The sequence below is a fragment of the Pseudomonas putida genome, from assembly GCA_041879295.1.
Taxonomy (GTDB): Bacteria; Pseudomonadota; Gammaproteobacteria; order Pseudomonadales; family Pseudomonadaceae; genus Aquipseudomonas; species Aquipseudomonas putida_Y.
In genome coordinates this window covers 1,707,722-1,729,059 of record CP047152.1, presented here as the reverse complement: position 1 = coordinate 1,729,059, position 21,338 = coordinate 1,707,722, and the positions used below count along the sequence as shown (strand labels likewise).

The 21,338-nt window shown below is 61.7% G+C and carries 17 protein-coding genes; 13 read left to right on the top strand and 4 right to left on the bottom strand.

Translation table 11 applies throughout. The annotated features are described in order from the left end of the window. Positions 1–227: 227 nt before the first annotated feature. The 4 genes from xdhA (at position 228) to guaD (ending at position 6,310) form a co-directional block, all read left to right on the top strand. Positions 228–1,682, top strand: a complete 1,455-nt coding sequence (gene xdhA, locus GST84_08025) for a xanthine dehydrogenase small subunit (GenBank protein ID XGB12317.1) — start codon at positions 228–230, stop codon at positions 1,680–1,682. Further along, the gene (gene xdhB, locus GST84_08020; GenBank protein ID XGB12316.1) at positions 1,675–4,074 is read left to right on the top strand and encodes a xanthine dehydrogenase molybdopterin binding subunit; all 2,400 of its coding nucleotides are present in this window, start codon (positions 1,675–1,677) and stop codon (positions 4,072–4,074) included. The genes xdhA and xdhB overlap by 8 nt, the downstream gene beginning before the upstream one ends. A 75-nt stretch (positions 4,075–4,149) precedes the next feature. Next, the gene (gene xdhC / locus GST84_08015; GenBank protein XGB12315.1) at positions 4,150–4,995 is read left to right on the top strand and encodes a xanthine dehydrogenase accessory protein XdhC; all 846 of its coding nucleotides are present in this window, start codon (positions 4,150–4,152) and stop codon (positions 4,993–4,995) included. 10 nt (positions 4,996–5,005) lie between these two features. After that, on the top strand, positions 5,006–6,310 hold the full coding sequence (guaD, locus tag GST84_08010) for a guanine deaminase (protein XGB12314.1): 1,305 nt from the start codon (positions 5,006–5,008) through the stop codon (positions 6,308–6,310). Here the strand turns inward: guaD and aqpZ are convergent. After that, positions 6,307–7,005, bottom strand: a complete 699-nt coding sequence (gene aqpZ / locus GST84_08005) for an aquaporin Z (GenBank protein ID XGB12313.1) — start codon at positions 7,003–7,005, stop codon at positions 6,307–6,309. The two genes, guaD and aqpZ, sit on opposite strands and share 4 nt — an antisense overlap. A 149-nt stretch (positions 7,006–7,154) precedes the next feature. After that, positions 7,155–7,910 carry an FCD domain-containing protein gene (locus GST84_08000; GenBank protein ID XGB12312.1) on the bottom strand — a complete coding sequence of 252 codons (756 nt, stop codon included), beginning with the start codon at positions 7,908–7,910 and terminating at the stop codon, positions 7,155–7,157. A gap of 283 nt (positions 7,911–8,193) precedes the next feature. On the opposite strand from GST84_08000, the gene GST84_07995 reads away from it, so the two are divergent. Further along, entirely contained in the window at positions 8,194–9,543 is a 1,350-nt protein-coding gene (locus tag GST84_07995; protein ID XGB12311.1) for an NCS2 family permease, read from the top strand. A 2,200-nt stretch (positions 9,544–11,743) separates the two neighbouring features. Here the strand turns inward: GST84_07995 and uraH are convergent. Further along, a complete protein-coding gene (uraH, locus tag GST84_07990; protein ID XGB12310.1) occupies positions 11,744–12,097 on the bottom strand; it encodes a hydroxyisourate hydrolase in 354 nt (117 codons plus the stop codon). 399 nt (positions 12,098–12,496) lie between these two features. On the opposite strand from uraH, the gene puuE reads away from it, so the two are divergent. The 7 genes from puuE to GST84_07955 all read left to right on the top strand — a co-directional run bounded on the left by puuE (position 12,497) and on the right by GST84_07955 (position 19,465). After that, positions 12,497–13,423: an allantoinase PuuE gene (puuE, locus tag GST84_07985; GenBank protein XGB12309.1), complete on the top strand. Its 927-nt coding sequence runs from the start codon at positions 12,497–12,499 to the stop codon at positions 13,421–13,423. Next, entirely contained in the window at positions 13,423–13,938 is a 516-nt protein-coding gene (gene uraD, locus GST84_07980; protein XGB12308.1) for a 2-oxo-4-hydroxy-4-carboxy-5-ureidoimidazoline decarboxylase, read from the top strand. Before puuE ends, uraD begins: the two co-directional genes overlap by 1 nt. A 49-nt stretch (positions 13,939–13,987) precedes the next feature. Next, a complete protein-coding gene (locus GST84_07975; protein ID XGB12307.1) occupies positions 13,988–14,491 on the top strand; it encodes an ureidoglycolate lyase in 504 nt (167 codons plus the stop codon). A gap of 44 nt (positions 14,492–14,535) precedes the next feature. Then, entirely contained in the window at positions 14,536–15,861 is a 1,326-nt protein-coding gene (locus tag GST84_07970) for a hypothetical protein (protein ID XGB12306.1), read from the top strand. A gap of 184 nt (positions 15,862–16,045) precedes the next feature. Next, a complete protein-coding gene (locus GST84_07965) occupies positions 16,046–17,401 on the top strand; it encodes a purine permease (protein ID XGB12305.1) in 1,356 nt (451 codons plus the stop codon). 142 nt (positions 17,402–17,543) lie between these two features. Next, positions 17,544–18,329, top strand: a complete 786-nt coding sequence (locus tag GST84_07960; GenBank protein ID XGB12304.1) for a hypothetical protein — start codon at positions 17,544–17,546, stop codon at positions 18,327–18,329. A gap of 353 nt (positions 18,330–18,682) precedes the next feature. Next, a complete protein-coding gene (locus GST84_07955) occupies positions 18,683–19,465 on the top strand; it encodes a hypothetical protein (protein ID XGB12303.1) in 783 nt (260 codons plus the stop codon). 139 nt (positions 19,466–19,604) lie between these two features. Here the strand turns inward: GST84_07955 and GST84_07950 are convergent, their stop codons facing one another. Beyond that, complete coding sequence (locus GST84_07950; protein ID XGB12302.1) at positions 19,605–20,519, bottom strand: DUF808 family protein; 915 nt, start codon at positions 20,517–20,519, stop codon at positions 19,605–19,607. Positions 20,520–20,651: 132 nt separating this feature from the next. On the opposite strand from GST84_07950, the gene GST84_07945 reads away from it, so the two are divergent. Further along, the gene (locus GST84_07945) at positions 20,652–21,263 is read left to right on the top strand and encodes a TetR family transcriptional regulator (GenBank protein XGB12301.1); all 612 of its coding nucleotides are present in this window, start codon (positions 20,652–20,654) and stop codon (positions 21,261–21,263) included. Positions 21,264–21,338: the final 75 nt, after the last annotated feature.

The window sequence follows — 21,338 nt, the reverse complement described above, 5'->3', positions numbered from 1 at the left end:
TTGTAGCGTACTTGGGCGGTAGTCGCGCAGAGGGGCCAGGTGGTTTATTTGACCTGTCAGACAGCCACGCGCCCGGCGCGATCTATGCTTGGAATAGAGGCAGTGTGTTCGGCTGGGCATGGACATGTGCAATTTCTTGACCTTTGGGTCAGAAAAATATTGACCTGCTAGACAGGTCTTGCTTAGAGTCCGCCCAACAACAATAAAACCATTGCGAGGCCATCCCCGTGATCCAGTTTCTCGTCAACCAGGAGCTGCGTAGTGAGCACGCCCTGGACCCAAACATGACGGTGCTGCAGTACCTGCGCGAGCACCTGGGCAAAACCGGCACCAAGGAGGGCTGCGCCAGTGGAGACTGCGGTGCGTGCACCGTGGTGGTCGGCGAACTGAGCCAGGACGACCAAGGCAACGACAGCCTGCGCTACCGCAGCCTCAATTCGTGCCTGACCTTTGTGTCGTCGCTGCACGGCAAGCAACTGATCAGCGTCGAGGGTCTCAAACAACAGGGCCAACTGCACAGCGTTCAACAAGCGATGGCAGACTGCCACGGATCGCAATGCGGCTTCTGCACGCCCGGCTTCGTCATGTCACTGTTTGCCCTGCAAAAGAACAGCAGCGGCCCCGACCTGCACCAGGCCCAGGAAGCCCTGGCTGGTAACCTGTGCCGCTGCACCGGTTACCGGCCGATCCTCGACGCCGCCGAGCAGAGCTGCCGCCAGCCCTGCCGCGACCAGTTCGATAGCCAGCAGGCGCAAACCATCAGCCGCCTCAAGGCCATTGCCCCGACCCAGACCGGCGAGCTGAACAGCGGCGACAAGCGCTGTCTGGTGCCGCTGACCGTCTCCGACCTGGCCGACCTGTACAGCTCGCACCCTGAAGCGCGCCTGCTCGCGGGGGGGACCGACCTGGCGCTGGAAGTCACCCAGTTCCACAAGACCTTGCCCGTGATGATCTACGTCGGCCATGTGGCGGAGCTCAAGCGCATCGAGAAAACCGCCAGCCACCTGGAAATCGGCGCCGCCACGCCGCTGACTGACTGCTACACCGCGCTGAACGAAGAGTACCCTGACTTCGGGGCACTGCTTCACCGCTTCGCCTCGCTGCAGATCCGCAACCAGGGCACCCTCGGCGGCAACATCGGCAACGCCTCGCCGATCGGCGACTCGCCACCCTTGCTGATCGCGCTGGATGCACAGGTCGTCCTGCGCCAGGGCGAGCGCCAGCGGGTGATGCCACTGGAAGACTACTTCATCGATTACCGCATCACTGCCCGACAGGACAGCGAGTTCATCGAGAAGATCATTGTGCCGCGCGCCACCAGCGACTGGGCGTTCCGCGCCTATAAAGTGTCCAAACGCCTGGACGATGATATCTCCGCCGTGTGCGGGGCGTTCAACCTCAGCATCGAAGACGGCGTAGTCAGCGGTGTACGCATCGCCTTCGGCGGCATGGCGGCGATCCCCAAACGCGCCCGCGCCTGTGAGGCGGCGCTACGTGGCAAGCCATGGGACCAGGCTGCCATCGAGCGCGCCTGCCAGGCCCTGGCCGAAGACTTCACCCCGCTCAGCGACTTCCGCGCCAGCAAGGAATACCGCCTGCTGACCGCGCAGAACCTGCTGCGCAAGTATTTCATCGAACAGCAAACACCGCACATCGAAACCCGGGTGACCGCTTATGTCTAACCATCACGTAGCCAAAAGCCAGGCCGAGATGGCCGAACTGTTCAGCCAGGACCTGACCACCGGGGTGGGCCGTAGCGTCAAGCACGACAGCGCCGACAAGCATGTATCCGGCGAGGCTGTGTACATCGACGACCGCCTGGAATTCCCCAACCAGTTGCACGTCTATGCCCGCACCGCCGACCGCGCCCATGCGCGTATCCTGCGCATCGATACCACGCCGTGCTACGCCTTCGAGGGCGTGCGCATTGCCATCACCCACGAAGACATCCCCGGCCTGAAGGACATCGGCCCGGTGGTGGCCGGCGACCCGCTTCTGGCCATCGACAAGGTCGAGTTCTTCGGCCAGCCGGTGCTCGCTGTCGCTGCCCGCGATCTTGAAACCGCACGTAAAGCGGCCATGGCCGCCATCGTCGAGTACGAAGACCTGGAACCGGTGCTGGACGTGGTCGAGGCGCTGCACAAGAAGCACTTCGTGCTCGATAGCCACACCCACCAGCGCGGCGATTCGGCTGCCGCCCTGGCCAGCGCCCCGCACCGCATTCAGGGCACCCTGCACATCGGCGGCCAGGAGCACTTCTACCTGGAAACGCAGATTTCCTCGGTAATGCCTACCGAAGACGGCGGCATGATCGTCTACTGCTCCACGCAGAACCCCACCGAAGTGCAGAAACTGGTCGCCGAAGTGCTCGACGTGCCGATGAACAAGGTGGTGCTGGACATGCGCCGCATGGGTGGCGGTTTTGGCGGCAAGGAAACCCAGGCCGCCAGTCCGGCATGCCTGTGCGCGGTAGTTGCGCGCCTGACCGGCCAACCAACCAAGATGCGCCTGCCGCGGGTCGAAGACATGACCATGACCGGCAAGCGCCACCCGTTCTACGTCGAGTATAACGTGGGCTTCGACGACAACGGCCGGCTGCACGGCATCAATTTCGACCTGGCCGGCAACTGCGGCTATTCGCCCGACCTGTCCGGTTCGATCGTCGACCGCGCCATGTTCCACTCCGACAACGCTTACTACCTGGGCGATGCCACCGTCCACGGCCACCGCTGCAAGACCAACACCGCCTCCAACACCGCCTACCGCGGCTTTGGCGGCCCGCAGGGTATGGTTGCCATCGAGCAGGTGATGGACCATATCGCCCGCCATCTGGGCCGTGACCCGCTGGCCGTGCGCAAGGCCAACTATTACGGCAAGACCGAACGCAACGTCACCCACTACTACCAGACCGTCGAGCACAACATGCTCGAAGAGATGACCGCCGAACTGGAAGCCAGCAGCGACTATGCAGAACGCCGCGAGTCGATCCGCCGCTTCAACGCCAACAGCCCGATCCTGAAGAAAGGCCTGGCACTGACACCAGTCAAGTTCGGCATTTCGTTCACCGCCACCTTCCTCAACCAGGCCGGTGCACTGATCCATATTTACACCGACGGCAGCATTCACCTGAACCACGGCGGCACCGAGATGGGCCAGGGCCTGAACACCAAGGTAGCCCAGGTGGTAGCGCAGATCTTCCAGGTGGACTTCAGCCGCATCCAGATTACCGCCACCAACACCGACAAGGTACCCAACACCTCGCCTACGGCTGCGTCCAGCGGCGCCGACCTTAACGGCAAGGCGGCGCAGAACGCGGCTGAAATCCTCAAGCGCCGCCTGACCGAGTTTGCCGCACGGCACTATCAGGTGACCGAGGAAGACGTCGAGTTCCGTAACGGCCATGTGCGCGTGCGCGACCAGATCGTCAGCTTCGAGCAACTGGTGCAGCAGGCTTACTTCGCTCAGGTGTCGCTGTCCAGCACCGGGTTCTACCGCACGCCGAAAATCTTCTACGACCGCAGCCAGGCACGCGGCCGGCCGTTCTACTACTTCGCCTTTGGCGCTGCCTGCGTGGAAGTGATCGTCGATACGCTGACCGGCGAATACAAGATGTTGCGCGCCGACATCCTGCACGACGTGGGCGATTCGCTGAACCCTGCGATCGACATCGGCCAGGTAGAGGGCGGTTTCATCCAGGGCATGGGCTGGCTGACTACCGAAGAGCTGGTGTGGAACGCCAAAGGCAAGCTGATGACCAACGGCCCGGCCAGCTACAAGATCCCGGCCGTGGCCGACATGCCACTGGACTTGCGGGTGAAACTGGTGGAGAACCGCAAAAACCCGGAAGACACCGTGTTCCACTCCAAGGCCGTGGGCGAGCCACCGTTCATGCTCGGCATCGCTGCCTGGTGTGCAATCAAGGATGCCGTGGCCAGCCTCGCCGACTACCGCGTGCAGCCGCAGGTGGATGCGCCAGCTACACCTGAGCGGGTGCTGTGGGGCTGCGAGCAGATGCGCAAGGCAGTGGCTGAAACACAGTCGCGCGAACTGGAACTGGAAACCATCACCCCCTGACAACGCAAGGCCCTGGCAGGTGCGGGTAAAACCGCTCCTACCAGGGTCGGCAGCATGGCTTAGAGAGGTTGCATCATGCACCAATGGATCAACGCCCTCGCCGACCACCAGTCACGTGGCGAAGCCTGCGTGCTGGTGACCATCATCGAGGAACGCGGCTCGACACCGCGCAATGCCGGCTCAAAGATGGTGGTCAGCGCCAGCGGCCTGTTCGACACCATCGGCGGTGGGCACCTCGAATACAAAGCCTTGCACATCGCCCGACAAATGCTCGAAGAGCAGCGCACCACCCCGCACCTGGAGCGCTTCAGCCTCGGCGCCAGCCTGGGCCAGTGTTGCGGCGGCGCCACCGTGCTGCTGTTCGAGCCGATGGCCGCTGTGCAGGCGCAGATCGCCGTGTTCGGCGCGGGCCATGTCGGCAGGGCTCTGGTACCCTTGCTCGCCGCGCTCCCCTGCCGGGTGCGCTGGATTGACTCGCGTGAACAGGAATTCCCCGAACTCATCCCCAAGGGGGTGACCAAGGTCGTCAGTGAGGAACCGGTCGACGAAGTCGCGGACCTGCCGCCCGGCAGCTACTGCATCGTCATGACCCACAACCACCAGCTCGACCTGGAACTGACCGCCGCCATTCTCAAGCGCAATGATTTCACCTGGTTCGGCCTGATCGGCTCGAAGACCAAACGGGTCAAGTTCGAGCACCGCCTGCGCGAGCGAGGTTTCGACGAGGCCGTCATGGCCCGCATGCGCTGCCCCATGGGCCTGACCGAGGTCAAGGGCAAGCTGCCCATCGAGATCGCCGTGTCTATCGCCGGTGAAATCATTGCCACTTACAACGCCTGCTTCGGCCAGCACGACGCTGCCGCCAATGCCGGCCCCATTGCCCAATTGCTGCCGCCCTCCCGCCGCAGCCAAGCCATTTGACGAGTGTGTTATGACCGTTACCCGCAAAGCCTACCGTGCCGCCATCCTGCACAGCATTGCCGACCCGGCCGAGGTGGGCCTGGAGGCTTCCCATGAATACTACGAAGACGGCCTGCTGGTGGTCGACGATGGCCGCATCAGCGCCGTTGGGCACGCCAGTGAACTGCTGCCGACGCTGGATGCCGGCATCCCGGTCGAGCACTACCAGGACGCGCTGATCACCCCGGGCTTCATCGATACCCACATCCACTTCCCGCAGACCGGCATGATCGGCTCGTACGGCGAGCAGTTGCTGGACTGGCTGAACACCTACACCTTCCCTTGCGAAAAGCAGTTCGCCGACAAAGACCACGCCGACCAGGTGGCGAAGATCTTCCTCAAAGAACTGCTGCGTAACGGCACCACCACTGCGCTGGTATTCGGCAGCGTGCACCCGGAGTCGGTGAATGCCCTGTTCGAAGAGGCTGAACGCCTGGACCTGCGCCTGATCGCCGGCAAGGTAATGATGGATCGCAACGCGCCGGACTACCTGACCGACACCGCCGAGTCCGGCTATGCCGAAAGCAAGGCACTGATCGAGCGCTGGCACGGCAAAGGCCGCCTGCACTATGCAGTGACTCCGCGCTTCGCCCCAACCAGCACGCCGGAGCAATTGACCCTGGCCGGCCAATTGCTCAAGGAGCACCCGGGCGTGTACATGCACACGCACCTGTCGGAAAACCTCAAGGAAATCGACTGGGTCAAGTCGCTGTTCCCCGAGCAGAAGGGTTATCTGGACGTCTACGATCACTTCGAGCTGCTGGGCGAGCGCTCGGTGTTTGCCCACGGCGTGCACCTGTGCGACGAAGAGTGCCAGCGCCTGGCCGAAACCGGCTCGGCCGTGGCCTTCTGCCCCACCTCCAACCTGTTCCTCGGCAGCGGCCTGTTCAACCTGCCCCAGGCCGAGCGGTTCAAGGTCAACGTGGGCCTGGGTACCGACGTTGGCGCCGGCACCAGCTTCTCTCTGCTTAACACCCTGAACGAGGCATACAAGGTGATGCAGCTGCAAGGCGCGCGCCTGCACCCGTACAAATCGCTATACCTGGCCACCCTCGGCGGCGCTCGCGCGCTACGCCTGGAGGACCGTATCGGCAGCCTGCGCCCGGGCAACGATGCCGACTTCGTGGTGCTGGACTACAAGGCCACGCCACTGCTGGACTACCGCATCCAGCAGTCCAACAGCATCGAAGAAACCTTGTTCGTGCTCACCACCCTGGGCGATGACCGTACCGTGCGTGAAACCTACGCCGCCGGCCGCTGCGTTCACCAGCGCTAAGGTTCTTTCGCCAGGCCCCGATACAGCGCGCCGCCGATTGCAGCACCGATCAGCGGCGCCACCCAGAACAGCCACAGCTGCTGCAGGGCCCAGCCACCGACGAACAAGGCCGGCCCCGTGCTACGCGCGGGGTTGACCGAAGTATTGGTGATCGGGATCGAGATCAGGTGGATCAGGGTAAGGGCCAGACCGATGGCGATGGGTGCAAAACCTGCCGGTGCGCGAGAGTCGGTCGCACCCATGATCACCACCAGGAACATGGCGGTCATCACCACTTCACTGACAAAGCCCGCACCCAGCGTATAGCCACCGGGCGAGTGGTCGGCGTAGCCGTTTGAAGCCAACCCAGAAGACAACTCGAACCCGGCCTTGCCGCTGGCGATGAGGTAGATCACCCCGGCCGCCAGGATGGCACCGATCACCTGGGCGATCACATAAGGCAGCAGCTCTTTGGCAGGGAAGCGCCCGCCTACCACCAGCCCGAACGACACGGCAGGGTTTAGATGGCAGCCCGAGATATGGCCGATGGCGAAGGCCATGGTCAGTACGGTGAGGCCGAAGGCGAAGGCGACACCGAGCACACCGATGCCGAGAGGGGAACTGGCTGCGAGTACCGCACTGCCACAGCCACCAAGGACCAGCCAGAAGGTGCCGATCAGTTCGGCCCCCATGCGTTTACCCAGGGACATGCTCATGAATCCGTTCCTCAAGAAGTTGAACGCAACGAATGCGCAAGCCCAACTGCTTGATGAAGGTTTGCTCACAAGAATTTAGCAGACCTTTGGGTTATGGCCAGTAGTGGCTGGGGGCTGCCGTGCAGCCCCTCGATCACACCAGCAAACGATCAACCCTTGACGGAAACCTTGGGCTTTTTCAACAGATGCGAGAACACCGCATGCAAATCGTCCGAGGCGCTCTCCTCGTCCAGGTTCAGCTTGCTGTCGATGTGGTCCATGTGATGCATCATCAGGCTCACGGCCTGCTCGGCATCGCGCGCCTCGATGGCATCGATAAGCTGCATGTGCTCATCGTAAGAGCAGTGCGAGCGGTTGCCGCTTTCGTACTGGGCAATGATCAGCGAAGTCTGCGAGACCAGGCTGCGCTGGAAACTCACCAGCGGTGCATTGCCCGCCGCTTCGGCCAGCTTGAGGTGGAACTCACCGGAAAGGCGGATGCCGGCACCCCGGTCACCGCGCGAGAAGCTGTCGCGCTCCTCACGCACCATCTGCCGCAGCTCGTTGAGCTGGTCGAGGGTAGCATGCTGCACCGCCAGCTCGGTGATGGCGCGTTCGACCATGCGCCGCGAGAAGAACACCTGGCGCGCCTCTTCCACGGTCGGGCTGGCCACCACCGCGCCGCGGTTCGGCCGCAGCAGCACCACGCTTTCGTGGGCCAGGCGCGACAAGGCGCGGCGGATGATGGTGCGGCTGACGCCAAAGATCTCGCCCAGCGCTTCCTCGCTCAACTTGGTGCCCGGAGCCAGACGCTGCTCGAGGATGGCCTCGAAAATATGCGCGTAGACGATGTCGTCCTGGGTACCGCTGCGGCCGGCCTTGCCGACTCGTGCAGGTTTTTTCAGAGGTTGCAGCTGTTCGTTCATGGGCTCTCGAGGCACGAAGAGAAAGTATGGCGCCATTGTACACAGGCTGAGGCGATTCCGCAGGGGGCGTTTTACCTATATAGCCGTTGTACGATGCATTGCGCATACAAAACATAAAACATTATTTGCATTCTTTGTACACAAAAGGATAATCCATCGAGCAACTTCTTGACCCTTGAGTCAACAAAACGGTCAGACGTCTGCCTTCCCTCGCGGAGCCGCCAAGTGCATTGCGCAGGAAACTGGCTCCATAACAACAAGAAAGACTTGAGGAGTACCCGCTGTGGAAAGCCGCAAATCCGAAGCCCCTACGCTGGATCTCGCCCCACCGCTCGAAACGAGCTGGCTGGAGCGGATTTTCAAACTCAAGCAACACGGCAGCACCGTCAGAACCGAAATGATCGCCGGGGTGACCACCTTCATCACCATGGCCTACATCATCTTCGTCAACCCCAACATCATGGCCGACGCCGGCATCGACCATGGTGCCGCTTTTGTCGCCACCTGCATCGCCGCTGCGCTGGGCTGCCTGCTGATGGGCCTGTACGCCAACTGGCCGGTAGGCCTGGCGCCAGGCATGGGGCTCAATGCCTTCTTTACCTACACCGTTGTCGGCACCATGGGCTACAACTGGGAAACGGCGCTGGGGGCGGTATTCGTCTCGGGCGTGCTGTTCATGTTCCTGACCTTGTCGAAAGTGCGCGAATGGCTGCTCAACAGCATCCCGGTCAGCCTGCGCCATGCCATGGGGGCCGGCGTCGGATTGTTTCTCGGGCTGATCGGCCTGAAGACCGCAGGCATCATCGTCGACAGCCCTGCCACCCTGATCAAGCTGGGCTCGCTGCATGAACCGGGGCCGCTGTTGGCAGCCGTGTGCTTCCTGCTGATCGCCATCCTCAGCTACAAGCGGGTCTTCGGCGCGATCCTGATCAGCATCATCGGTGTCACCGTCGCCGGCTGGGGCCTGGGCCTGGTCAAGTTTGGCGGGGTGATGTCGATGCCGCCGAGCCTGGCGCCCACCTGGATGGCCATGGACGTGGCTGGCGTGTTCAACGTCAGCATGATCAGCGTGGTGCTGGCGTTCCTCTTCGTGCACATGTTCGACACTGCCGGCACGCTGATGGGCGTCGCGCAACGAGCCAACCTGGTGGCGCCGGACGGGCGTATCGAGAACCTGTCGAAGGCGTTGAAGGCTGACAGTGCCTCGAGTGTGTTCGGCGCGGTGGTAGGTGTACCGCCGGTGACCAGCTATGTGGAGAGTGCTGCGGGGGTTGCCGCAGGTGGCCGAACCGGCCTGACGGCTGTGGTGGTAGGCCTGCTGTTCATCGCCGCGATGTTCTTCGCGCCGCTGGCCGGGATGATTCCTGCCTACGCGACAGCCGGTGCACTGATCTACGTTGCAATGCTGATGATGGGTAGCATGGCGCATATCCATTGGGATGAGGCCACCGACAGCATTCCGGCGATCGTCACGGTGATCATGATGCCGCTTACGTTCTCGGTCGCCGATGGTATTGCCCTGGGCTTCATCAGCTATGTGGCATTGAAGGCGGGCACCGGCAAGTACAAGGAAATCTCGGCCAGCCTGTGGGTGCTGTGCGCGATCTTCATTGCCAAGTTCGTGTTCCTCTGAGCACCGGTAGCCTGGCTCGATATCGCGTCGTACAAACAAGGCGGTCGCGCGCGCCTGCCACAGGCGTTACTGGCCAGAAACAAACGTAGGAGCGAGCGCAGCTCGCGATGCGCCGCGCGGGCGGCGCTCGATTTCTGCCACCCCCTGAAACCCACGGCAAACACACCCGGCCATTACGCAACGTCATGCCGGGCGGTGTGGCCTTGAAGGTATGGCGGTAGAGGTACGTCGCCTGGGAGATCGAGCGCCGTTTGTATGGCGGTAGAGGTACGTCGCCTGAGAGATCAGCGCCGCCTGTATGGCGGTAGAGGTGCGTCGCCTGGGAGATCGAGCGCCGTTTGTATGGCGGTAGAGGTACGTCGCCTGGGAGATCGAGCGCCGCCCGCGCGGCGCATCGCGAGCTGCGCTCGCTCCTACGTTTGTTTCGGGCCAATCATTCCTGTGGGATTTGCGCGCGTACGCCTTGGCGCATGGCTCGATATCGCGTCGTACAAACACGGCGGTCGCGCGCGCCTGCCACAGGCGTCACTGGCCAGAAACAAACGTAGGAGCGAGCGCAGCTCGCGATGCGCCGCGCGGGCGGCGCTCGATTTCTGCCACCCCCTGAAACCCACGGCAAACACACCCGGCCATTGCGCAACGTCATGCCAGGCGGTGTGGCCTTGAAGGTATGGCGGTAGAGGTACGTCGCCTGGGAGACCGAGCGCCGCCCGCGCGGCGCATCGCGAGCTGCGCTCGCTCCTACGTTTGTTTCGGGCCAATCATTCCTGTGGGATTTGTGCGCGAACGCCTTGGCGCTTGGCGCGATATCGCGTCGTACAAACAAGGCGGTCGCGCGCGTCTGTCACAGGCGTTACTGGCCCGAAACAAACGTAGGAGCGAGCAAAGCTCGCGATGCGCCGCGCGGGCGGCGCTCGATTTCTGCCACCCCCTAAAACCCACGGCAAACACACCCGGCCATTGCGCAACGTCATGCCGGGCGGTGCGGCCTTGAAGGTATGGCGGTAGAGGTGCGTCGCCTGGGAGATCGAGCGCCGCCCGCGCGGCGCATCGCGAGCTGCGCTCGCTCCTACGTTTGTTTCGGGCCAATCATTCCTGTGGGATTTGTGCGCGAACGCCTTGGCGCTTGGCGCGATATTGCGTCGTACAAACAAGGCGGTCGCGCGCGCCTGCCACAGGCGTTACTGGCCCGAAACAAACGTAGGAGCGAGCAAAGCTCGCGATGCGCCGCGCGGGCGGCGCTCGATTTCTGCCACCCCCTAAAACCCACGGCAAACACACCCGGCCATTGCGCAACGTCATGCCAGGCGGTGTGGCCTTGAAGGTATGGCGGTAGAGGTACGTCGCCTGGGAGATCGAGCGCCGTTTGTATGGCGGTAGAGGTGCGTCGCCTGGGAGATCGAGCGCCGCCCGCGCGGCGCATCGCGAGCTGCGCTCGCTCCTACGTTTGTTTCGGGCCAATCATTCCTGTGGGATTTGCGCGCGTACGCCTTGGCGCATGGCTCGATATCGCGTCGTACAAACAAGGCGGTCGCGCGCGCCTGTCACAGGCGTTACTGGCCAGAAACAAACGTAGGAGCGAGCGCAGCTCGCGATGCGCCGCGCGGGCGGCGCTCGATTTCTGCCACCCCCTGAAACCCACGGCAAACACACCCGGCCATTGCGCAACGTCATGCCGGGCGGTGTGGCCTTGAACGTATGGCGGTAGAGGTACGTCGCCTGGGAGATCGAGCGCCGCCTGTATGGCGGTAGAGGTGCGTCGCCTGGGAGACCGAGCGCCGCCCGCGCGGCGCATCGCGAGCTGCGCTCGCTCCTACGTTTGTTTCGGGCCAATCATTCCTGTGGGATTTGCGCGCGAACGCCTTGGCGCATGGCTCGATATCGCGCCGTACAAACAAGGCGGTCGCGCGCGCCTGCCACAGGCGTTACTGGCCAGAAACAAACGTAGGAGCGAGCGCAGCTCGCGATGCGCCGCGCGGGCGGCGCTCGATTTCTGCCACCCCCTGAAACCCACGGCAAACACACCCGGCCATTACGCAACGTCATGCCGGGCGGTGTGGCCTTGAAGGTATGGCGGTAGAGGTACGTCGCCTGGGAGATCGAGCGCCCCCACATCACACACCACTTTCCTGCAGACGAAAAAAAGCCCGCCAGTGTGAGAGCGGGCCAAAGGACCTACGAAGATTCTTCTAGCGACCAACTAGCTTCCACGATAGGTCGAATAGCTGTACGGCGAAATCAGCAGCGGCACATGGTAGTGCTCCTGCGACTCGTCGATGCCAAAACGCAGCACAACAACATCCAGAAACGCCTGGGCCGGCAGTTGCACGCCACGGGCGCGGTAGTAATCACCAGCGCTGAACTGCAGCTGGTAAACACCCGTACGGTAATCTTCCCCCTGCAACAGCGGCGCGTCGACGCGGCCATCGCTGTTGGTCAGGGCGGTGTTCACCAGCTCCAGCTGCTGGCCTTCGACGCGATACAGCTCGACCTTGATCGAGCTACCCGGGCAGCCATGCGCGGCATCCAGTACGTGTGTGGTCAAACGTCCCATTGCGTGTCGCCTCTTGTTCAATCTGTGGGCAAAAAATACTCAGCCATCGCACCAGCATAGCGCCTGCGGCAGGCGGGAATGACGTTATTAAGACATTCCGCCTCAAGATTGTACACAATTTTTTATCCCCCTCCGTCACAGCCTCCATTTGCTGCCCATAAACGACCCATCGGTCGCAAATACACGCACCATAACGATGCCAACTTCATTAGCTGACCAAACAGGCAGGTTTCTTGCACTGTATTTCCAGGTCGCTGTCAGGCGACAAAAGGGAAGAAATGCGGAAAAACAGGCTTACAAAAGATTTCAGAAGTTGTATACAATCAGCCCATCCGGTGGTGCGACATACCGACGCGGCCCGCCCACCCCCCGCACTAACGCACAAGAAGGAAGACTGCAGTGAGCGCTGATTACCCTCGCGACCTGATCGGTTACGGCAACAACCCTCCTCACCCGCAATGGCCGGGTAACGCCCGCATTGCGCTGTCTTTCGTCCTCAATTACGAAGAAGGTGGCGAGCGCAACATCCTGCACGGTGACAAGGAATCCGAAGCCTTCCTGTCCGAGATGGTCGCTGCCCAGCCACTGCAGGGCCAGCGCAACATGAGCATGGAGTCGCTGTATGAATACGGCAGCCGTGCCGGTGTATGGCGCCTGCTGAAGCTGTTCAAGGACAGCGGCGTACCACTCACCATCTTCGCCGTGGCCATGGCCGCCCAGCGCCACCCCGACGTGATCCGCGCCATGGTCGAAGCCGGCCACGAGATCTGCAGCCACGGCTACCGCTGGATCGACTACCAGAACATGGACGAGGCCCAAGAGCGCGAGCACATGCTCGAAGCCATCCGTATCCTCACCGAACTCACTGGCGAGCGCCCGCTGGGCTGGTACACCGGCCGTACCGGCCCGAACACCCGCCGCCTGGTGATGGAGGAAGGTGGTTTCCTCTATGACAGCGACACCTACGACGACGACCTGCCCTACTGGGAGCCAAACAACCCCACTGGCAAGCCGCACCTGGTGATCCCCTACACCCTGGACACCAACGACATGCGCTTCACCCAGGTACAGGGCTTCAACTGCGGCGAGCAGTTCTTCCAGTACCTGAAAGACGCCTTTGATGTGCTGTACGCCGAAGGCGCCGAAGCACCGAAAATGCTTTCCATCGGCCTGCACTGCCGCCTGGTCGGCCGCCCGGCACGCCTGGCAGCACTCAAGCGCTTCGTCGATTACGCAAAAAGTCATGACCAGGTCTGGTTCGCCCGTCGCGTGGATATCGCCCGCCACTGGCACACCACCCACCCGTACAAGAAAGAGAACGCCTGATGACCGCCTTCAATACCCTCAAACCATCCGCCCTGGACCGTGACGCCTTCGTCAAGGCCTTCGCCGATATCTACGAGCACTCGCCGTGGGTTGCCGAAAAAGCCTATGACCTGGGCCAACTGGGCGAGCTGGACGAGATCGAGGCACTGCACCAGCGCATGAGCGACATCCTGCTCAGCGCCAACCACGCCGACCAGCTGGCGCTGATCAACGCTCACCCGGACCTGGCCGGCAAGGCAGCCATCCAGGGCGAGCTGACAGAATCGAGCACCAACGAACAGGCCGGCGCCGGCATTCACCAGTGCACCGCCGAGGAGTTCGCCCGCTTCACCGAGCTGAACGATGCCTACAAAGCCAAGTTCCAGTTCCCGTTCATCATGGCGGTGAAGGGCAGCAACCGGCACCAGATTCTCGCCGCCTTTGAAAAGCGCATCCACAACGATGCCAATGCCGAATTCAAGGAAGCCCTGACGCAGATCAACCAGATCGCCCTGTTCCGCCTGCTGCAGCTGTAAGCAACAGCCGAACCTTATTCAGAAAACGAACAATAGAAGAGATAACCGCATGCGCACCCTGATGATCGAGCCCTTGACCAAAGAAGCCTTCGCCCAGTTCGGAGACGTGATCGAAACCGACGGCAGCGACCACTTCATGATCAACAACGGCTCGACCATGCGCTTTCACAAGCTCGCCACGGTCGAAACCGCCGAGCCTGAAGACAAGGCGATCATCAGCATCTTCCGCGCCGACGCGCAGGACATGCCGCTGACCGTGCGCATGCTGGAACGCCATCCGCTGGGCAGCCAGGCTTTCATCCCGCTGCTCGGCAACCCCTTTCTGATCGTGGTCGCGCCGGTTGGCGATGCACCTGTATCAGGCTTGGTCCGAGCCTTCCGCAGTAATGGCAGGCAGGGCGTTAATTACCATCGCGGCGTCTGGCACCACCCGGTGCTGACGATCGAAAAGCGGGATGATTTCCTGGTGGTTGATCGCAGTGGTTCTGGCAACAACTGCGATGAGCATTACTTCACCGAGGAACAGATGCTGATCCTCAATCCCCACCAATAAGAAAAGGTCAGTCATCTTCTCGGTGACTGGCAGAGGTACATACTGTGGAAGCACACCTTCACGAATGGCTGAACCTGAGCATTCGCTGGGTTCACATGATCACCGGCGTCGCCTGGATCGGTGCATCGTTCTACTTCGTCTGGCTGGAGAACCACCTGAACCGAAGCAACCCGCGCGATGGGTTGTCGGGTGATCTCTGGGCGATTCACGGCGGTGGTATCTACCACCTGGAGAAATACAAGCTCGCCCCACCGAAAATGCCCGAGAACCTGCATTGGTTCAAATGGGAAGCCTACTTCACCTGGATGTCCGGTATCGCCCTGCTGTGCGTGGTGTTCTACTGGAACCCGGCCCTGTACCTGCTGGCGCCTGGCAGCACCCTGAGCGGTGCCGAAGGCGTGGCCATCGGTATCGGTTCGCTGATCGCTGGCTGGTTCATCTACGACTTCCTGTGCGACTCGCCCCTGGGCAAGAAGCCAGCGCTGCTCGGTGGTGTGCTGTTCGTGCTGATCATCGCGGCCTGCTGGGGCTTCAGCCTGGTGTTCAGCGGCCGTGGTGCATACCTGCACACCGGCGCGATCATCGGCACCATCATGGTCGGTAACGTGTTCCGCATCATCATGCCGGCCCAACGCCAGCTGGTGGCGGCGATCGAGAACAACCAGACGCCCGACCCGGTACTGCCGGCCAAGGGCCTGCTGCGCTCGCGTCACAACAACTACTTCACCCTGCCGGTGCTGTTCATCATGATCAGCAACCATTTCCCGAGCACCTACGGTAGCCAGTACAACTGGCTGATCCTGGCCGGTATCGCAGTAGCCGCGGTTCTGATCCGCCACTACTTCAACACCCGCCACGACAGCAACAAGTACGCCTGGACCCTGCCCGTCGGCGCTCTGGCGATGATCTGCCTGGCTTACGTTACCGGCCCGAAACCGATGGCCGTAAGCCCTGAGCAAGCAGCAGCGAAGATCGAGTACCAGCCGCTGCCGGCAACTGCGGTAGGCGGCAAGACCGCTGCCGAGCAGCGCGCCGAGGACGCTGCAAAGGCTGCCGAAGCACCCACCGCACCAGCACAAGCTCCCGCCCAGGCCGCTGCCCAGGCCGGTGGCGACTTCGACAAGATCCACAATGTCATCCAGGAACGCTGCACAGTGTGCCACTCGTCCAAGCCGACCAGCCCACTGTTCAGCGCCGCTCCTGCCGGCGTGATGTTCGACACTCCGCAGCAGATCCAGGCCCAGGCCGCGCGCATTCAGGCGCAAGCGGTTGCCAGCCAGATCATGCCGCTGGGCAACATCACCCAGATGACCACCGAAGAGCGCAAGCTCGTCGGTGAATGGATCGCCAAAGGCGCCCAGGTCAACTGACAGCACCTCGCCAGGCAACCCGCCCTCAGGGAATCACCATTCCCTGTAGGAGCGGGCTTGCCCGCGAAGAGGCCGGTAGCCCCGGCCTCAGGCTTCATGTGTAACGCAACAAGCAAGCATCGAGCGCGCAGGCATGAGGCCTGCCGCTTGGATCCGAGAATAAAAACAAAACTCGAGGTGCTGCATGTCCGAGTCACGCAAGGCGTATATCCCCATTGCGCCGCCGCGAGAACCCTTGCCCCTGTTCCAACTGTTCCTGGTTGGCCTGCAACACGTTCTGCTGATGTACGGTGGCGCGATCGCCGTGCCGTTGATCATCGGCCAGGCCGCCGGGTTGTCCCGTGAAGAAGTCGCTTTCCTGATCAACGCCGACCTGCTTGTCGCTGGCGTCGCTACCATCATCCAGTCGTTCGGTATCGGCCCGGTGGGCATCCGCATGCCGGTGATGATGGGTGCCAGTTTCGCCGCCGTCGGCAGCATGGTGGCCATGGCCGGCATGCCCGGCGTGGGCCTGCAGGGGATCTTCGGTGCGACCATCGCTGCCGGGTTCTTCGGCATGCTGATCGCGCCGTTCATGTCTAAGGTTGTCCGCTTCTTCCCACCGTTGGTCACTGGTACGGTGATCACCTCGATTGGCCTGTCGCTGTTCCCGGTGGCAGTCAACTGGGCCGGTGGCGGCCAGGACGCTCAAACGTTCGGCTCGCCGATCTACCTGCTGGTGGCCGGCCTGGTACTGGCCGTGATCCTGCTGATCAACCGCTTCATGCGCGGTTTCTGGGTCAATGTGTCGGTACTGGTGGGCATGGGCCTTGGCTACATCCTGGCCGGCTCCATCGGCATGGTCGACCTGTCGGGCCTGAATGAAGCACCGTGGTTGCAGGTGGTCACCCCGCTGCACTTCGGCATGCCGACCTTCAGCCTGGCGCCGATCCTGTCCATGTGCCTGGTAGTGGTGATCATCTTCGTCGAGTCCACCGGCATGTTCCTGGCCTTGGGCAAGGTGACTGATCGTGAAGTAACCCCTGGCATGCTGCGTCGCGGCCTGCTGTGCGATGCCGGTGCGTCGTTCATTGCAGGCTTCTTCAACACCTTCACCCACTCCTCGTTCGCCCAGAACATCGGCCTGGTGCAAATGACCGGGGTGCGCTGCCGCTATGTCACCATCGTGGCCGGTGCACTGCTGATCCTGCTCAGCCTGCTGCCCAAAGCGGCCTTCCTGATTGCCTCGATCCCGCCTGCGGTACTGGGCGGCGCGTCCATCGCCATGTTCGGCATGGTCACTGCCACCGGGATCAAGATTCTTCAGGAGGCGGACATCGGCGACCGCCGCAACCAGCTGCTGGTTGCCGTGAGCGTCGGCTTCGGGTTGATCCCCGTGGTGCGTCCGGAGTTCTTTGCCCAGATGCCACAGTGGATGGAACCCATCACCCACAGCGGTATCGCCATGGCCACGGTCAGTGCCCTGGTGTTGAACGTACTGTTCAACATCCTTGGCGGTGCCGACCGCGCAATGCACAACGACGTCTGTCACCAGCATTGAGCCAAGGGGGGCGGTGCATTGCCGCCCCTCATTCACCTCTGCAGTAACCGCTACGCCGTCGACCCGCCGGAATGGGTCGCCCGGGGCGCCTGCGCGCCAAAAAAAAACCGCCAACAAAAACAATAAGTCCGGGAATCACAACATGAAGCGCATCACCACGTCCCTGTTGTTGGGCAGCAGCCTGCTGGCCACCCTACCCTCGCACGCAGGCGAATGGCTGCAATGGCACGGCGAAAGCCTGACCTACCTGTACGGCAAGGACTTCAAGGTCAACCCTGATATCCAGCAGACCATCACCTTCGAGCACGCCAACAAATGGAAGTACGGCGACACCTTCATGTTCGTCGACAAGATCTTCTACAACGGCAAGGCCGACCCCGGCAAAGGTGTGACCACCTACTACGGCGAGTTCAGCCCACGCCTGTCATTGGGCAAGATCTTCGACCGCAAGCTTGCCTTCGGCCCGATCAAGGACGTGCTGCTGGCCATGACCTACGAGCGCGGTGAAGGCGACAACGAGGCCTACCTGATCGGCCCCGGCTTCGACTTGAACATCCCCGGCTTCAACTATTTCACCCTCAATTTCTACGTGCGTAACACCGAAGGCAGCCGCCCCGGTGACAACGTCTGGCAGATTACCCCCGGCTGGTCGTACACCATCCCCGTGGGGCGGTCAGACATTCTGATCGACGGTTACATGGACTGGGTTACCGACAACGACCAGACCCGCCGTGGCACCTATCACGCCAACCTGCACTTCAACCCGCAGGTCAAATACGACCTGGGCAAGGCGCTGAACCTGGGCGCCAAGCAGCTCTACGTCGGCTTTGAATACAGCTACTGGAAAGACAAGTACGGCATTGACAGCCGCGGCAACCTGGAAAGTAACCAGAGCGTCGCCAGCGCGCTGGTCAAGGTCCACTTCTGATAAGCTGACCAAACGCACAGGTTTGATCCACTCCGCTCCAGGACGGAGCACTTGAGGCGCGGCGCGCAAGCCAGTAATCTGCGCGCCCCCTCGATCAGGGCAGAACGGATTCTGCCTGCGTTTACTGACCGCTCAGTCAATGAATTCGGGCGGTTGGCCAACGTGTTGCCAGCCTGAAAGACCCTTTTCATCCGTTCAGAACGAAGTCGAGCAGGAAGGTTTTGCCAACCCGGAAAAGTTGGCCCAACCCTTGCCAAACAGCTGTGGCCTATCGAAAAAAGCTGACTCAAAAGACAAAAAAAGCGCCGACACCGAGCGCTGACAACAGATCAATCAAGGGAGCGACACTCGCAATGCGTACTATCAAGAGCCTGATCCTCGCCGGCGGCCTGCTGGCCTGCGGCACCACCTTCGGCGGCGACCTGCTGCAATGGCAGAACAACAGCCTGACCTACCTGTGGGGCAAGAACTTCAAGGTCAACCCCGAGACCCAGCAAACATTCACCTTCGAGCACGCCGACGCGTGGAAGTACGGCGATAACTTCTTCTTCGTCGACAAGATCTTCTACCAAGGCAAGAAGGACGCCAGCAACGGCCCCAACACCTACTATGGCGAGTTCAGCCCACGCCTGTCGTTCGGCAAGATCTTCGATCAGAAACTGGAATTCGGCCCGGTCAAGGACGTGCTGCTGGCGATGACCTACGAGTTTGGCGAGGGTGACACCGAGTCTTACCTGATCGGTCCGGGCTTCGACCTGGCCATTCCGGGCTTCGACTACTTCCAGCTGAACTTCTACAACCGCACCACCGACGGCAGCCGCGCTGGCGACAACGTGTGGCAGATCACCCCGGTGTGGTCCTACACCATTCCGGTCGGTGATTCCGACGTGCTGATCGACGGCTTCATGGACTGGGTGGTGGACAACGACGAGAACCGCCGCGGCACCTACCAGGCCAACCTGCACTTCAACCCGCAGATCAAGTACGACCTGGGCAAGGCGCTGCACCTGGGCGAAAAGCAGCTGTATGTGGGTGTGGAGTACGACTACTGGAAGAACAAGTACGGCATCAAGGACAGCGATGCTTTCACTACCGACCAGAACACCATGAGCTTCCTGGTCAAGGTTCACTTCTGAACTGATCGCTCGGGGCCGCGCTGCGGCCCATTCGCGGGTAAACCCGCTCCTACAGAGGGCGCGCCGTGTTCAAGGCAAACGCGGTATCTGGTCGGAGCGGGTTCACCCGCGAACCGGGGCAAAGCCCCGGTCACACGCCTCAATTGGCTGGCCGAACCGCCCGCCACAATTTCCCCGCAACGCTTACCACCGCCAGCACCACAGCACCTGCGATGACTCCGACCCCGCCGTTGAGCAACGCACCGGTCAATGCCCCGCCACGCCCTTCGCTGAACGCCTCGATGGCATGATGCAGCGGCTCGATGCCATGCACCAGGATCCCACCGCCTACCAGGAACATCGCCGCAGTACCAATCACCGACAGGCTTTTCATCATGTACGGCGCCGCCCGCAGGATGCCGTTACCCACTGCCTGAGTCAGCCTGGAGGTTTTGCGGGCCATCCACAGCCCAAGGTCGTCAAGCTTGACGATCCCGCCTACCAACCCATACACACCAATGGTCATCACCACCGCAATGCCCGACAGCACGATGATCTGCTGGGTCAGCGGCGAGTCAGCCACGATCCCCAAGGTAATGGCGATGATTTCCGCCGACAGAATGAAGTCGGTACGCACTGCCCCCTTGATCTTGGCTTTTTCAAAAGCCACCAGATCAACGTTGGCATTGGCAACGGCCTCCTTGCGCGCCGCGTGCTGTGCCTCATCCTCTTCCTTGCTGTGCAAGAACTTGTGCGCCAGCTTCTCGAAACCCTCGAAGCACAGGAACGCGCCACCCAACATCAACAACGGCGTAACCGCCCAGGGTATGAACGCACTGATCAGCAACGCGGCCGGTACCAAGATCGCCTTGTTGACGAACGACCCCTTGGCCACCGCCCAGACGACCGGAAGTTCGCGATCGGCACGCACGCCGGTGACCTGCTGAGCATTCAGCGCCAGGTCGTCACCCAGCACACCCGCTGTCTTTTTCGCCGCGACTTTGGTCATTAGCGAGACGTCATCCAACAGCGTGGCGATGTCGTCGATCAGTACCAGTAGACTGCTTCCTGCCATGTTTGCTTGTATCCAAATAAGTCAATGTGCCGGATTCTAGCCCAAAGCCGCTGCCTTGAGCGCCCGTCGAGGCCGGTGCTACCATGCCCGATCCCTCTTAGAGGTGGCCAGACACGAGGAAGATCCCTGACCATGAGCACCATTCGCGAGCGCAACAAGGAATTGATCCTGCGCGCGGCCAGCGAGGAATTCGCCGACAAGGGCTTCGCCGCCACCAAGACCAGCGATATCGCGGCCAAGGCCGGCCTGCCCAAGCCGAACGTGTATTACTACTTCAAGTCCAAGGACAACCTTTACCGTGAGGTCCTGGAAAGCATCATCGCACCGATCATGCAGGCATCCACGCCGTTCAATGCAGACGGCGACCCGAAGGAAGTGCTGAGTTCGTACATTCGTTCGAAGATTCGCATTTCGCGTGACCTGCCCCATGCGTCCAAGGTGTTCGCCAGCGAGATCATGCATGGCGCGCCGCACCTGTCAGCGAACCAGGTAGAGCAGTTGAACGAGCAGGCCCGACACAACATCGAGTGCATCCAGCGCTGGATCGACCGCGGTCAGATCGCCCATGTGGACGCGCACCACCTGATGTTCAGCATCTGGGCGGCGACCCAGACCTATGCGGACTTCGACTGGCAGATTTCTGCGGTGACCGGCAAGGCCAAGCTGGCCGACAGTGATTATGACGCGGCAGCCGAAACCATCATTCGTATGGTCTTGAAAGGTTGTGAGCCTGAGGCAGCCTGAACCATCCCGAAGGGCCATTCGCGGGCAAGCCCGCTCCCACAGGATCACCACATGCCTGAAGGTAGTGGGGTCACT